A 13,074-nucleotide genomic window follows, 5' to 3' on the forward strand; every position below is an offset into this window, starting at 1 on the left:
CTTTATATAACGTTTGTTCTAGCCTCTTGAGTGTCCTCAAAAAAAATCGTTTGTGTGACTGGGATGCCTGGGGCCGGGAAGAGCGTCGTATCTGAGGTCTTTCGAAATAAGGGCTGGAAGATAGTTGTTATGAGTGAACAGTTGAAGAGGAGGTACGTAAAAGAAGGGCTTCCTGGAGAGTCGTTTGAGAAGTTTGCCTCAAGGATGAGGGAGAAGTATGGACGAGACATAGTTGCTAGACTATGCCTCGAGGAAGTTAGGGAAGAGGACAAGTTAATAGTTATGGAGGGAGTGAGAAATTGGGAAGAAGTGGAGCTTTTTAAAAGAGTAGGAGAGACGCTGATATTAGCAGTCCACGCCCCCCAAAGCTTAGGAAGGAGAGGTTACTGTCTAGGATGAGGGACTCAGAGGAGAGCTCGGTGGAGGCGATAGAGAGGAGGGACAGAGAGAACCTGAAGTTGGGAATTGGAGAGGTAATTGCGTTGGCAGACTTCATGTTAGTTAACGACGGTGAGCTAGACCTTTTTAAAAGGAAGACGGAGGAGTTAGTTAAGAAGATCCTTGACCAAGGTGAGTGTGGAGACCGAGGTTAGACCCTCTGAGGTCCGGGATAAGGTCCTGAAGGCCGTGAGTAACTTCTTCGATCATGAGGAACTAAGAGAAGAGACTAAAGGCCTTGGAGTAAGTCTCATAGCGGAGGCTTCCTCTCTCAGATCCCTAATTAAATTGCACTCTGCCCTTAGACAGCAGCGCATACTAGACGCCGCTAGGAAACATATGCTAAATGGTAGGACGGCTAACACTGTCAGCTTCATGCTCCACAAACAGGCTGCAGCCGTGGGAAAACTCAGCTTCGTCGACGTAGAAAGTGAGTCACCCTGCGGTCCAATAAGGGTATTCATCTTGCACGATAATCCTACTGGTGTAATAGAGTGGCTAGCACCTAAAACCTCTAGAGGTGTACCAATAAGGGAGATCCCTATGCCCTAACGTCGTAGAAGGAGACGTCTTCGGCTAAGAAACAGTGTGGAAAGAACCTTCTAGCGTCCTGGACTAGAGGGGAAGCGTCTCTATAGCGAGCGCTTATGTGGAACAGAGCCAATGCTTTGACATGCGATTTTGAGGCTGTCGTGGCTGCGTCTCTGGCCAAAGAGTGTCCGAAGGAGTGTGCCTCCTTTTCGTCTAAAAAGGTGGAATCATGAATGAGGAGATCGGCCTCCTCTGCGGCTCTAATCACTTGTTCACAGGGCATCGTGTCACCAGTGTATACTACCTTCACGCCCCTCCGCGTAGTGAGGTAAGTCTCGGGATCCAATTTCACACCTTTCACCTCAACCGATTTTCCCTCTTTGAGGAGGCGGAACACCCTCCAATCCTTTACACCAGTTTCCCTCAGACGTTCGACGTTTAGGTTTACGCGATCTTTTTCCTTAACTACGTAGCCTAAGGAGTCTATTGTGTGGCAAGAGGGAAATGAAGATATGCTCATTCCTCCAACCTCCAAGCTATCGACGAATTCCAGTGGAAAAGGAGGATTAAACCTTGTCCACTTAAAGGACTCCGTCAGGAATTCCCTAAGACCTCTGGGCCCCCCAACATAGAGTTTCTTCTCCCTACCCAAGAGTCCCATGCTCTCTATCAGGCCTGGCAGTCCTAGAACATGGTCTCCGTGCATATGAGTTACGAATACCGCATCCAACGATGTCAACCCTAAGCCATACTTCATCAATCTCCACTGAGTTCCCTCTCCACAATCAAAGAGGACAGACCAACCTTCCCTTTTAACGAGAATTGCAGGCAGTCCCCTGAACGACGGAGAGCCTCCTCCACTTCCAACGAAGTAGACCCTTATCATTTCTTCTCCACCACATAAATAGCCCGGGATAGGCTTCTATGGGAATAAACGTAATGTATCCTTCTAGGGGTTAAACCCGTTGAGACTAGATCGTCGGTCCAATCGAACTTAGAGTCGGTCGAGAAGGACAGGAATCCTCCTTTCTTCAAGACCTCCGAAGCTGACAGGAAAAACTGTTGATAGAGTAAGCGCAGCTCTGTGCCCCACACTTTGGTCGACCTCCCGTAGGGAGGATCCGTTGCTATAGCTTCGACATGGACCAATGGGATCTGAGTAGCAGAACCGTTGAGCAGGAGACACTGGTAGTCCAGCGCCTCGAGGTTAGCCCTAGCTTTAATTAGCATATTTCTCTCAGCATCAATTCCGACACATCGAAAGCCTCTCCATGCAGCCTCGATTAGCAATGAGCCTGTACCCGCGAAGGGATCGAGGACCGTCCGTTTAGGTCTAGAGAGGTTAACTAGGGCCCTCGCCAGCTCCGGATTCATTATTCCAGACTGCACGAACGGCCTCCTGAGATGAGAGGCGAGGCTCTTGGTGTCTCTACTGGAGCTCCTCAAGCCCACCAGAAAGAGACCATCACTTACAATTAGGTCTGCCGGCCTACAACGACGGGAAAGCGACAAAGACCTACTGAGTCTCGAGACCTCACTCAACTCGTCTCTCCTAGACCCCATCACGACGTCTAAGTCCAAGGAGACACAAATCCCCCTCAGAGACGAGAGTGCCTCATCAAGATCTGAGGAAATCTTCAGTAAGAGTCCTGAGGACTTGAGAAAGGACGCCTTAGAGGCTACTGTGGGATCACCTTCGTATAGCGCAACTGCATTAAAATGGTGCAGAGGAGGGGATCCGTTCAAGGCTTCTAGTTCATCTAGCGCTAGAAACTGGTTGTCAGCCCTTAGTCTGGCGTAGTTCATAATCTCTTCGCTATCTCCTCCGATAAATCAACAACATTTATTCCGCTCACTGGAACCGTGTTTGTGCCTACCAGTCTGGATATCCCGCTCTCCTGCATCCTCTTTATGGAAGCTTGATCTGAGAGGAAGTGTATAGCAACAGCGGTAATACTTCTAGCGCCACCCCGAGTGGCCGCGGATGCCACCTTGGTCATTGTGGAACCTGTACTCACTATGTCGTCTATCAATATCACGTCCTTACCATGAACTTCCTTAGGTACCTCACCTATCTTCACTTCTCCAGTGTCTCTGTTCCTTTCCTTCTCCACATGGGCAAAAGAAGCGTTCAGTAGAGAAGCCAGTCTCCTAGCCCTGTCCAAAGCTCCTCTGTCTGGTGCCAAAACAAACGGGTGAGTTAAATCGCCCTTAAGACGATAGGCAATGGCTGGAGTGGGATCCACTATTCTCACATCTCCCCTGAAGTAATTCAGGGCTTCAGGCTTGTGGGGCTCCACCACTACAAGAGCATCGGCTCCGCTCCTCCATATTAAGTTGAGGATGGTCTTGGAACTTAGAGCTTCCCCTTCCTTGAAACGTCTGTCTTGCCTAGAGTAGGCGAGGTAGGGCACGACTGCCGTTACCTTGCTTGCCTTGAGGTCCTTCAGTGCTTCCAGCATGAGACAGAGCTCTACGATGTGTTTGTCCTGAGGATTGTAAGTGGATTGTACCACAATCACCTCCTCGCCCTCGACCGCCCTAGGGATCCTTATGTAGGATTCTCCGTCAGGAAAAACCTTGTGGTCGACTTTGACGAGCTCTACCGACAGGTTCCTAGCTATTCCATCGTCCAATCCGTTAGCCGCTGGTCCTCCTAGGACTATCATGGAGCAACTCTGCGGGCTCACAATTTAAAACTCTGGGGGTCCTGTCCTCCTATTGGGGATGTATTTCATTTTCGTGACAGGCACGGCCGGATCTGGTAAGACAACACTCACCGCCTCCCTAATTGATTTCCTGACTCAGGCAGGGATGGATGTGGCTGCGGCTAACCTAGATCCCGCTGTGGAGAGGTTACCTTATGTCCCTGACTTCGATGTGAGACAGTATGTAGATGCTGGCGAGATAATGAGAAAGTACGGGCTTGGTCCAAACTCCTCTCTCGTCGCCGCGACGGATATGGCGCTAACAAAAGCGACTGAGATAAGGGAAGAGATGGATAAGTTGAGGGCCAACTACGTAATAGTGGATACCCCAGGACAAATAGAGTTGTTCGCCTACAGGAATTCAGGAAGGATGTTACTAACACTCCTGTCAGAGGACTCTAAGAGCGTAAATCTGTTCCTTTTGGACTCCTTTTTGACAAAGGAACCTAGAAGTTATCTGTCCTTATTGTTGCTGTCCAGCTCAGTGAAATTCAGGCTTAACCTCCCACAAGTTAACTTACTGTCCAAAGTGGATCTCCTCACTCCCCAAGAGTTGGAGAAAATTACGGCGTGGAGCGAAGGAGAAGAACTAATAGACGCACTAGGAATAGTAGATGACAACTCCTACGAACTGGCCTCTTCAGTGATCCAGTATGCTTCCTCCCCTCCCACGCCTGTCTCTGCCATAGAAGGAAAGGGACTAGGGAAGTTTACGCTCAAGTTCAGAGAATTCTCGCAGGCGGAGAGGACTACTACACCGAGGAACCTAACCCCAATCTATAATATCCTGCTGACGAGGTTCTACACGAATGAAAGCAAAGGTAGTAGATGCCCCGGCCTTCAGGAGAATAATCGAGGGTGTAGCTGAGTTCTTAGACGATGTGACTTTCGTAGTGGATAAAGAGGGCATGAGGCTAAGGGGTGTAGATGGCTCTAGAGTGGCTCTCCTGGACGTCGAGTTGCGTCCAGGGTTCTTTCAGGAATATGAAGTAAGTGAAAAAGAGGCAATTGTAACCTTCAAATCAGAGGAAGTTACGGCCATCCTAAGAAGGGTGGGAAAGGAGGACCTGCTGTCCGTAATTTCTAACGATAAATCAGTCAAGCTAGAGTTGGAAGGAGAGTTCTTCAGAATGTACGAGCTGCCCTCTACTACAGCGAGAGTGGATAAGGGGCCAACTATAAATATACAATATCCCTTCAGAGCAAGACTTCTCTCAGCTACATTCGCTGAATTGGTAGAACAGTTCTCAGATGTGGGAGACACATTAACATTCAGAGGTGCGGGTCGGAAACTGATAGGCAAAGGCGGTGGAGATATGGTGGATGCGCAGGTAGAGTTGAGCTTAGATAACGGTTTGCTTCTGGAGTGCGAGGAAGGAGAGGGAGAGGGAACTTATGGAACCGAGTACCTGTCCAAGGTTACAAAGGTGGCCGAGGCATCTGACGTGGTTAACTTGATGCTCGGAAACAACGTCCCGTTGAAACTAAGCTACGAATTGGCCGGAGGGGGACACTTCGACGTCTACATCGCCCCTAGGACAGAATAATTTATTAAAGAAACTATTCTATGAATATTATCTAACAGCTCAACTTGAGATTCCCGACGACTTCATTCTTCGAGAGTTCGCACTACAACCCTTCGATACAGACTCCTATGTGAGACACCTTGCGTTCAGAGATAAGGAAGAGTTAATGACGGCATTAAGAGAGAACGTTCCAAGACACCTATACTATTCGTCAGCGAGATATTCTCTACCTGGAGCAAAAGATATGGAGGAGAAGGGATGGCTGGGTTCGGACCTTCTCTTCGACGTAGACGCTGATCACCTTTGCACTGGATTGAGAAAATTTAACTTCTGCCCGATATGTGGAGTCCCGGTTGAGGGTGTCTGTTCACACCACGGCCAAGCCGTTGAATTCCTTGAAATAAACGAAGTATGCCTTAAGGTAGCGCTAAATCACACTTTTAGACTGATAGACGTGCTTAAGGACGACTTAGGAATGCCAGGAAGGGCCTACTTCTCTGGGAATAGGGGCTTCCATGTTCACGTCGAGTGCAAGGGTGAGTGTGGTAGGCTAGGATCTAACGAACGTCGGGAGGTGGTATCTTACATAACTTCTAAGGGAGTTGTCCTAGATCAACAGGTCACAATAGACGTAAGGAGATTAACTAGAATACCAGGATCTCTCCATGGGAAGTCAGGCCTCCTAGTTAAAGAGGTGAAGAGTGAGAGTGAATTCACCTACGATACACAACTTTCTCCGTTCACTGGCATCACAATATTTGTGCCTAATGTTGACATAGAGGTAAGGGTACTGGACAGAGACATTAAATTAAGAAAAGGAACACCTACGAAAGTAGAGACGGCGGTGGGAGTTCACATGAGTCTTAAGGGGTTAGGGAGAATTGTCGCACATGCTAAGTGATGTCTTGGAGAAGGAATTGAAAGGGTTGAGACCCGAACTTAGCGAGGAGGTCTTGGAGGGATTGTTAAGGGATCTTTCACCTTCCGAGGACTTACCTTCTGAGGTGAGGAGAGCCCAAGAGGAAATCGTAATTGAGCTGGCTCTCTCACTATTCGACCTGAGATTAGGAAGGACGATAGAGGGCGACGAAGTCGTAGGTTTGGATTCTCAAATATTTGGGATAGTAAGAAAGTTACGAGAGCTTTACGCGAAGTTACTTAGCGGACAGTTGCTATACTCTAAGGGGAGGATTCTATGCAGATTGGAGAAGAATCTCGTAATGGATGGAAAGGACCTTTCTAAGGGAGATTTGCTACTAGTTGAAGTTGGTATCGCCTTTCCGTTAGTGTCCGCAGGATATTTAACCCCCTATAGCTCAACAACAGTGAACTAGAGATGAAGGTTCCTAAAGCAATGTCAACGTACTGCCCCAAGTGTAAGACACATACGGAACATGAAGTCACCCTTTACAAATCTGGAAAAAGGAGAAGTTTATCGGAGGGACAAAGAAGATACAATAGAAAGAACCTCGGGTACGGAAGCACTAGGAAACCAGAACAAAAGAGGTTCGCCAAGACTACCAAGAAACAACTCCTAAAGCTGAAGTGCAAGAAGTGTGGCTATACCATTTATAGATTGGGCATAAGGTTAAAGAAACTAGAGATTACAGAGGTGGCTAAGTGATGAGGAAGTCTAAAGTACTTGTACCAGAACCCAACAGCAAGTTCTTCAGGATCAAATGTGGAAACTGTGGAAACGAGCAAACAGTGTTCAGTCACAGTACCTTTCCTGTCAGATGCACGTCCTGTGGTCAGCAGCTAACCTCCTCGACTGGGGGAAAGGCAAAGGTTTTAGGGGAAGTAACTAGAGTACTTGCCTAAATGATAAAGAAGAGGAACAAAATACCCTCGGTTGGGGACTTGGTCATAGGAACGGTAAGGGACATATTCGACTATGGTAGTTATCTAGTTCTTGACGAATATAGCAATGTTCAGGCTTTCCTACCGTGGAGCGAGATAGCGAGCAAGTGGGTAAGGAACGTCAGGAACGTCATAAAGGAGGGTGAAAAGAAAGTGGTCAAGGTAATAAGAGTGGATGAAAAGAGAGGAACAGTAGATGTTTCGTTGAAGAAGGTGACAGATGACGAGAGGAAGAAAAAACTTCTCCTTTGGAAGAAGGAACAGAGAGCCGATAAGATCTTAGAGATCGTGGCAGTGAAGTTGGGGAAGACGGAGGACGAGGCTTACGAACAAGTAGGATGGAAACTAGAAGATGTATATGGTACCATAATGGATGGTCTAGAGAAGGGAGTAAAGGAAGGGGAGGAAGTTCTAGTTAAAGTCGGTGTGCCACGTGAGTGGGTAAAGCCTTTACTAGATGAGGCTAGTAAACATGTAGAGGAGAGGAAGGTAAAGTTATCGAAGGTTGTTAGTGTCAGAACCACGGAAAAGGAAGGAATAGAAGTGATAAGGAAGTTCCTGTCCACTGCGTTAGATAGCGAGGGTAATGTCAGGATATATACTATAGGAGCGCCACGCTACAAGATCGAAGTAACTGGGGTAGAACCTAAGGAGGTAAATAAAGAATTAGAGCGAATACTCGGAGAACTAAAGGAAGCTTCGAAGTCTGCTGGAGTTGAGTTCAAGGTGATCGAGTGAAGTTCCTTATAATGAAGTGTTATAATTGTGGCAAATATTCCTTAGGGGAAGTATGTCCTAATTGTGGCTTCAAGACGCGAGTTTGTCATCCTCCCCGCTTCTCACCTGTCGATAAATACGTAATGGAAAGGCTGAAAGCTAAGGGAATCGGTTGTTGAGGAAATGTAAGTCTCATCTACTGTGAAGCCTCCTCGATCCCGTTGAGCCATCGAACCAACTGGAGAGGACCTACTTCTCTTCTGTTTGAGGAGAGTTCTAATTCCTCGGGACCTGCTTACCCTCCCAGTCGATGTCGCAACGATTTCTTGCCCAGCAGTGGACCTCTCCTATAGGGGGTTCCACGAAACCGTTCAGAAGTGAAGTTGCTGACGGTTGACACCACGCTGGTACTAATCCCAGCCCGGAGGGTGTGAAAGCAAACTCCTGCGGCCTGGTTGTCGCCTCTGGTTAGAATGTAGGGCCATTACTCGAGGAGGTCTTACCCCCTCAACCCCTTTAAATTAAAAAGTAACTGTTATTCTGAAACTGGAGCAATATATCCAGGTTGAACAAACTGATATATAATTACCATGACATAACTAACATAGTTAGGACCACCGATAGGTGTGCCATTAGAGGACACCAATGGAGTCATTGCTATATACACAGGTTGGAAGTAGTGAAGTTGGACAGTCGGAAGTGGATTTCCTACCACTAAGATCTGACTACTCGTAATTAGGACTCGAGTAGAGAAGGGTTGTATAACTGTACCGCCTTGAGCTTGAAGCGCCTCTATGAACATCTGAGGCAGTAAAGCCTGATATGTCCTGTTGGTCCAGGCGAAGCTAGTAGCCTGCACTATGGAGCTCTCTATGAAGGAAGCCACCTGAGGTTCGTTGCTGAATTGGGCTTGAGTTTGATTTATTGCAGAGTAGATTAGAGTGTCATTCAGGAAGTCGGAAAGAGGATATCCAGCTATGGTCATCATAGCTCCCATCTTTGCTATGTCCCCAAAGGAAGTAGTATACCCAACGAATGGACTTCCATAGGAAGGTGGATAACCGAGGTACCATTGCGGACTCCCGCTAGCAGTGTACTCAGTTACGGTGTCATAAGCCACTATGTAAACTGGTCTGGTAAAGTTGGGATTTCCGTAGGGATAAAGGTGGAAATTCCTTTCTAATATGTTAGCAGCTACAGATTCGTTATTGAGGAACATGTCTGCCATTAGTCGTATCTGTGTGCCATTAAGTGTATTATTCTCGTCGATCACAGTTCGATTTCCCACAACTTGAATCCAGTAACCATAGTCCCACCACGAAAAGATCACCGAATCTGTCGGAGTGTGATTGTTTATCCAGTCTAATGCGTCTATCCACGCGTAGGATGGATAAGGGTACGGAGAGGCAGAATTAACTATGGCGTTGGGGATGTTGCTCTGCTGCACTGCGACGGCCGCATCCGCGGCCATTGAGAAGGCTACCAACGCTATGAAAACTGCAGGCAATGCCTTAGACATCCTTATGGTTCTATTGCTATAGAACGTGGATATTATATAGCCAGCTCCAACTCCTGCGGTAGCCGCCAGAACGTAAGCAGTGTAATTGAAGAGGTACGGTTGCTCTGAAGTACCGTAAACACTGACGACCGTCAATGCCAAAAGCCATAGTTCCGCCAGATTTCCTCTCCTTAAGATGAAATAGACTCCTGGAATGAGCAGCAAGAGTGAGGTACCGAAGCTCCTTATCATCGAAGTGACAGACTGGGGTATGTATTCGGCCACGGTCTTATCTATTGGGACTGTAGCTTGATAGAACGGGTTAATTATTGCGAAGTATCTTGTAGGTATAACGTCAACCTTCCCAGAGAAGACTAGCCCAACCAAGACCAGACCTACAAGAATCACTCCAAGGGCCCCCATAATGAGCGGGGTGGCGTCTATATATTCCTTGGGCAAATGTTTCTTTAAGTATAAATCGATGTATAATATTACCCCCACTAGTAGGAAACCTAGACCATGTGCTGCTCCAGACATGAAACCTATTGAGTTTGGAGCCAAAGAGGTTAGAAAAGCCGTTGTGACACCTGCGACGGTGTAGAGTTTGGCCGTCACTTCGTTATTTCTGTTGAGGAGCACCGTGAGTATTGCTGCAACTGCGAGTGTCCCTATGATGTATGTGTTTCCTCCCCAAGTAATCTCTGCCAAGAAAAGTACAACACCTGCGGGTATTCCATACCAAGCTTTCCCCTTCTTTGAACCCACGTACATCAAATAGATTGTAAAGAGGACTAGTAGACCTCCCCACGAGCTCTTTGGTAGGCCCCCAACTATGTTTTTACTGGTTAGCGCAGGAGAGAAGGCCACCAAGAGGGCTGCGATGTACCCACCTCCTTTGCTGCCGCTCAGGGCCTCCCCAACCAAGTAAGCAGCGACGACTCCCATACCAGCCAGAAATATATCAGCATACATAGTCACAGTATAAACCGAGTTTGCACTATTTCCAAGCAACATAGATACTAGCGCAACTAGAAAAGGAAGACCTATGGTGTCTCCCTTCTCTATGAAGTAGCCCCAAGGATACCAAGCATGCACGTCCGGAGGTACTGCGTACCAGTTTCCACCAGCGTGTGTTATCAAGAGGGCATTGTAGAACAGATACCAAGAATCAAAGCCGTTTATAGCTAAAGGATATCCAGCAGATAGGCCCCTTATTAACATGGAGATTACCACTATTCCAGTTACCACTAGGGCATCAGTCAAGCTTAACCTAGACAAGATGCCTCTCGCGGTCTTAGTAGCCTGCACGGACAGTGGGTTAAATGCACTAGATAAAAACTTATCCCAAAGACGAAGCTCATAACTAAGTTGGAGGAAAGGAGCTACAAGCTATTCAATATTTTAATTTATATCAATATAAATGAAAAACAAAAAAAAAATTAGGTTATATTAAGGATAGAGTTACGGAAAGACATACTACAGCTTGGTCGGACGGATCGGCGCCTTGAATAAGCTTTTTACTACTGCGGTTAACTGTTCTCTCGTTGGACTCAAGCAATAAAGCGCCCGAGATATACAGGATAGAATCAAAGAAACTGACCATAGGAGACGTGTCCTTGACTGTACTCTCCCCGTCGTTAACCTTGACCGGAGATGGGATCCAGATAAACGAGCCGACATTGAGAATAGTTGGGGAAAAGAATGAAACGGAAGTGAATGGAGTTAGAGGTATTCCCCTTTTTCCACATGTAGTTATGTTGAGAAGAATAGGAATTCCCATTTCGATTAACGGCGAATCAGTCACATTACAGTGGACAGAAGTAAATCTTCCATTCATGAGCTGGGAAGGAAAACTTCCAAATAACCTCCCCTTTATTATAATAGAAACAGATGCAGGAACCAGGATAATAACTAACGGGGATCTAGAGGAGGAAAGAGCTGTGCAAGAGAAGCCAAAAGTTAAAGAGAAAAAGAGGAGGAGACATGCTAAGAGGAGTTCTAAGAAACGCAGAGCTAAGGGCAAAAGTGCTAGAAAGGGCAGAAGAGTTTAGGCTCAATAATAAAGCAGGAGAGACCAGGTGGTTTAAAGAACTGGTTTTGTGTATCTTGACCGCCAACTCATCCTTCGAATCTGCGTATAGGAGTTTACAGGAAGCGTGGGAGACAATTCTAGATGGTTCAGAGAAGGAAGTAAGCCTTGCCCTAAAAGAGAGTGGCTATCGATTTCCTAACCTCAAGGCCAGATATATCGTGGGGGCAAGGGGTAAACTAGGAAAACTGAAACGCTGGATTAAGCCAATAGCTGATAGAGATCAGTTTAGGGCGAGAGAAGAGCTGCTTGTGATCGACGGGATCGGTATGAAAGAAGCAAGTCATTTTTTGAGGAACGTTGGCTACTTCGATTTAGCGATAATAGATAGACATATTCTCCATTTTTTAAGAAGAGCAGGCGCAGCAAACGAGACAAAGATAACACCGAGAAACTACTGGTATCTTGAAGGAGTAGTGAGGTCGATTTCGTCGGCTGTCTTAATGCCACCTGGTTTACTAGATCTATATTTATGGTACCTAGAAACTTCAACCATCTTGAAGTGAGTTATAAGCACTAAGAGACCTCAAAACTCCATAGATTCTAAATGATAGCACCACCTTTCTTGGGCCAAGGGTCTCGCGATTTAAGGGTGGACAGAATAAATAAGGTGCAAATCTCCCCTTATTAACAACTTTTCGTTAGTTCTACGGGGCGCTAGCGTTCTGTCCTCTTCGTATATGATCAGCCTCGATTTATGAAATACAATGCCTTTTTCGGTATTCGTCTCACAGTTTTGAGCTGAATACGTACGGGTAAACAAGGAGTTTACGTTGTGGCTTATTTCATATATGCTCAAGTTTCTTCAACATACCAGACTTTTTAATTCAATAGTAATAATGTATTAAGTAGGGGATTTAAGTTCTATTTCTTTGACTGACCTAGCATGCAGTTTACGAGTTTGCTTTGAGAGGAAGTTTCTTGAACTATTATAACTATAAACCAAAATTTATAGATAGATCCTTCTAGGGTTTTTAAATTCGGGTTCTTAAATTTGTGTAAATTTACGGAGGACTATCCATTTCCGTTGGCTGAGTCTTACATCTTCTTTGAACCCACAATTTCTGCGAGAGTGGAAGTTGAAGTTACCATCTTCTATCGAGCTTCCTCTGACTTCCTCTCCGCCCTGGAAGGGCGAGGGTTCCCTCCCAGAGGGATCGTCGTTCCCACCATCGGTTCGGGTTTACATGTCTCGTTTGGTGGGCAGTCGAGTGGATCAGAGATCCACTCCCATTTGAAGAGGAGGGGACTTTCACCCATTACGTCTAGTCCCTTAAGAGAAGAGAGACGATAGTTGCTCCTCCCACAGTCCCGTTAAGCCCTCGATCGAGCTGGGGAGGAGCGTCGTTAGTACCACTAAGAGAAATTTTAACAAAGAAGTATAAATACAAGGGGGCTATCCGTCCCCGCCGTGAAGGGCGAGACTTTACGCCCCCTTTGAACCCCCAATTTTTGTAAGCTACGTCTAGCTAATCAGTGAACTACCCCATCCTTAAGGGCGGGGCATTCTCACCTTACGGATTTCCAGTTTCCCTGAGCGACCTCGATCCCCCTCACCATAGCGGAGGTTCCGTGGAACCGTTCTATGAACAGTATGGGAGGGAGGTCACGGAGGGTTTCCTCTCCACGGGCGTGAGTTCTCCCAGTAGCTAGGGTACGACCAAGCTTTTGCAGCCGATATCAAGAACAGTCATTACTTCACGCATA

General features: G+C 46.7%; 15 protein-coding genes and 2 pseudogenes. 13 read left to right on the forward strand and 4 right to left on the reverse strand.

From position 1 onward, the window contains the following. Window positions 1-30: 30 nt before the first annotated feature. The 3 genes from HS1genome_RS04990 to HS1genome_RS05000 are packed head-to-tail and all read left to right on the forward strand — an operon-like array spanning window position 31 to window position 990. Window positions 31-399: an AAA family ATPase gene (locus HS1genome_RS04990; protein ID WP_126449865.1), complete on the forward strand. Its 369-nt coding sequence runs from the start codon at window positions 31-33 to the stop codon at window positions 397-399. After that, complete coding sequence (locus tag HS1genome_RS04995; RefSeq protein ID WP_126449866.1) at window positions 396-593, forward strand: nucleoside/nucleotide kinase family protein; 198 nt, start codon at window positions 396-398, stop codon at window positions 591-593. Before HS1genome_RS04990 ends, HS1genome_RS04995 begins: the two co-directional genes overlap by 4 nt. After that, window positions 562-990: an RNA-binding domain-containing protein gene (locus HS1genome_RS05000; protein ID WP_126449867.1), complete on the forward strand. Its 429-nt coding sequence runs from the start codon at window positions 562-564 to the stop codon at window positions 988-990. Before HS1genome_RS04995 ends, HS1genome_RS05000 begins: the two co-directional genes overlap by 32 nt. Here HS1genome_RS05000 and rnz read toward each other — a convergent pair. Genes rnz through HS1genome_RS05015 form a run of 3 tightly spaced genes read right to left on the reverse strand, consistent with a single transcriptional unit; the run spans window position 980 to window position 3,638 of the window. Continuing rightward, entirely contained in the window at window positions 980-1,855 is an 876-nt protein-coding gene (gene rnz / locus HS1genome_RS05005; RefSeq protein ID WP_126449868.1) for a ribonuclease Z, read from the reverse strand. The two genes, HS1genome_RS05000 and rnz, sit on opposite strands and share 11 nt — an antisense overlap. Then, window positions 1,852-2,775 (reverse strand): TRM11 family SAM-dependent methyltransferase, encoded by a 924-nt coding sequence (locus tag HS1genome_RS05010; protein ID WP_126449869.1) that lies wholly within the window; start codon window positions 2,773-2,775, stop codon window positions 1,852-1,854. Before HS1genome_RS05010 ends, rnz begins: the two co-directional genes overlap by 4 nt. Continuing rightward, window positions 2,772-3,638: a ribose-phosphate diphosphokinase gene (locus tag HS1genome_RS05015; RefSeq protein ID WP_126449870.1), complete on the reverse strand. Its 867-nt coding sequence runs from the start codon at window positions 3,636-3,638 to the stop codon at window positions 2,772-2,774. Before HS1genome_RS05015 ends, HS1genome_RS05010 begins: the two co-directional genes overlap by 4 nt. A gap of 58 nt (window positions 3,639-3,696) precedes the next feature. Between HS1genome_RS05015 and HS1genome_RS05020 the strand changes: the two are divergent. The 8 genes and pseudogenes from HS1genome_RS05020 to HS1genome_RS05055 all read left to right on the forward strand — a co-directional run bounded on the left by HS1genome_RS05020 (window position 3,697) and on the right by HS1genome_RS05055 (window position 7,959). After that, window positions 3,697-4,460 (forward strand): annotated as a pseudogene (locus tag HS1genome_RS05020) (ATP/GTP-binding protein). A gap of 26 nt (window positions 4,461-4,486) precedes the next feature. After that, window positions 4,487-5,224, forward strand: coding sequence for a beta clamp domain-containing protein (locus tag HS1genome_RS05025; protein WP_126449871.1), 738 nt, complete (start codon window positions 4,487-4,489; stop codon window positions 5,222-5,224). Beyond that, window positions 5,190-6,104: pseudogene (locus tag HS1genome_RS05030) on the forward strand (DNA primase small subunit domain-containing protein); the annotation flags it as partial. The gene HS1genome_RS05025 and the pseudogene HS1genome_RS05030, both read left to right, overlap by 35 nt. Continuing rightward, window positions 6,094-6,537, forward strand: coding sequence for a DNA replication protein Gins15 (gene gins15, locus HS1genome_RS05035; protein WP_126449873.1), 444 nt, complete (start codon window positions 6,094-6,096; stop codon window positions 6,535-6,537). The pseudogene HS1genome_RS05030 and the gene gins15, both read left to right, overlap by 11 nt. Before the next feature lie 2 nt (window positions 6,538-6,539). Next, entirely contained in the window at window positions 6,540-6,827 is a 288-nt protein-coding gene (locus tag HS1genome_RS05040) for a 50S ribosomal protein L44e (protein WP_126449874.1), read from the forward strand. Further along, the gene (locus HS1genome_RS05045) at window positions 6,827-7,024 is read left to right on the forward strand and encodes a 30S ribosomal protein S27e (RefSeq protein WP_126449875.1); all 198 of its coding nucleotides are present in this window, start codon (window positions 6,827-6,829) and stop codon (window positions 7,022-7,024) included. Before HS1genome_RS05040 ends, HS1genome_RS05045 begins: the two co-directional genes overlap by 1 nt. Beyond that, window positions 7,025-7,801, forward strand: a complete 777-nt coding sequence (locus HS1genome_RS05050; protein WP_126449876.1) for a translation initiation factor IF-2 subunit alpha — start codon at window positions 7,025-7,027, stop codon at window positions 7,799-7,801. 11 nt (window positions 7,802-7,812) lie between these two features. After that, window positions 7,813-7,959, forward strand: coding sequence for a nucleolar RNA-binding Nop10p family protein (locus HS1genome_RS05055; protein ID WP_197721541.1), 147 nt, complete (start codon window positions 7,813-7,815; stop codon window positions 7,957-7,959). 356 nt (window positions 7,960-8,315) lie between these two features. On the opposite strand, the gene HS1genome_RS05060 is transcribed toward HS1genome_RS05055, so the two are convergent. Beyond that, on the reverse strand, window positions 8,316-10,586 hold the full coding sequence (locus HS1genome_RS05060) for an STT3 domain-containing protein (RefSeq protein WP_373286767.1): 2,271 nt from the start codon (window positions 10,584-10,586) through the stop codon (window positions 8,316-8,318). Between the two features lie 236 nt (window positions 10,587-10,822). Between HS1genome_RS05060 and HS1genome_RS05065 the strand changes: the two genes are divergently transcribed. Together HS1genome_RS05065 and HS1genome_RS05070 are read left to right on the forward strand one after the other, a co-directional pair. Next, window positions 10,823-11,329, forward strand: a complete 507-nt coding sequence (locus HS1genome_RS05065; protein ID WP_126449878.1) for a hypothetical protein — start codon at window positions 10,823-10,825, stop codon at window positions 11,327-11,329. Beyond that, window positions 11,262-11,873, forward strand: a complete 612-nt coding sequence (locus HS1genome_RS05070; RefSeq protein WP_126449879.1) for an N-glycosylase/DNA lyase — start codon at window positions 11,262-11,264, stop codon at window positions 11,871-11,873. Before HS1genome_RS05065 ends, HS1genome_RS05070 begins: the two co-directional genes overlap by 68 nt. Window positions 11,874-13,074 lie beyond the last annotated feature (1,201 nt).

The organism is Sulfodiicoccus acidiphilus (genome assembly GCF_003967175.1).
Taxonomy (GTDB): Archaea; Thermoproteota; Thermoprotei_A; order Sulfolobales; family Sulfolobaceae; genus Sulfodiicoccus; species Sulfodiicoccus acidiphilus.

What these genes read in the sequence shown, in the direction of transcription:
- HS1genome_RS04995 (WP_126449866.1), top strand. Translation starts at nt 396, where the DNA reads ATGAGGGACTCAGAGGAGAGCTCGGTGGAGGCGATAGAGAGGAGGGAC.
- rnz (WP_126449868.1), bottom strand. Translation starts at nt 1,855, where the DNA reads ATGATAAGGGTCTACTTCGTTGGAAGTGGAGGAGGCTCTCCGTCGTTC.
- HS1genome_RS05010 (WP_126449869.1), bottom strand. Translation starts at nt 2,775, where the DNA reads ATGAACTACGCCAGACTAAGGGCTGACAACCAGTTTCTAGCGCTAGAT.
- HS1genome_RS05015 (WP_126449870.1), bottom strand. Translation starts at nt 3,638, where the DNA reads ATGATAGTCCTAGGAGGACCAGCGGCTAACGGATTGGACGATGGAATA.
- HS1genome_RS05025 (WP_126449871.1), top strand. Translation starts at nt 4,487, where the DNA reads ATGAAAGCAAAGGTAGTAGATGCCCCGGCCTTCAGGAGAATAATCGAG.
- gins15 (WP_126449873.1), top strand. Translation starts at nt 6,094, where the DNA reads ATGCTAAGTGATGTCTTGGAGAAGGAATTGAAAGGGTTGAGACCCGAA.
- HS1genome_RS05040 (WP_126449874.1), top strand. Translation starts at nt 6,540, where the DNA reads ATGAAGGTTCCTAAAGCAATGTCAACGTACTGCCCCAAGTGTAAGACA.
- HS1genome_RS05045 (WP_126449875.1), top strand. Translation starts at nt 6,827, where the DNA reads ATGAGGAAGTCTAAAGTACTTGTACCAGAACCCAACAGCAAGTTCTTC.
- HS1genome_RS05050 (WP_126449876.1), top strand. Translation starts at nt 7,025, where the DNA reads ATGATAAAGAAGAGGAACAAAATACCCTCGGTTGGGGACTTGGTCATA.
- HS1genome_RS05055 (WP_197721541.1), top strand. Translation starts at nt 7,813, where the DNA reads ATGAAGTGTTATAATTGTGGCAAATATTCCTTAGGGGAAGTATGTCCT.
- HS1genome_RS05070 (WP_126449879.1), top strand. Translation starts at nt 11,262, where the DNA reads ATGCTAAGAGGAGTTCTAAGAAACGCAGAGCTAAGGGCAAAAGTGCTA.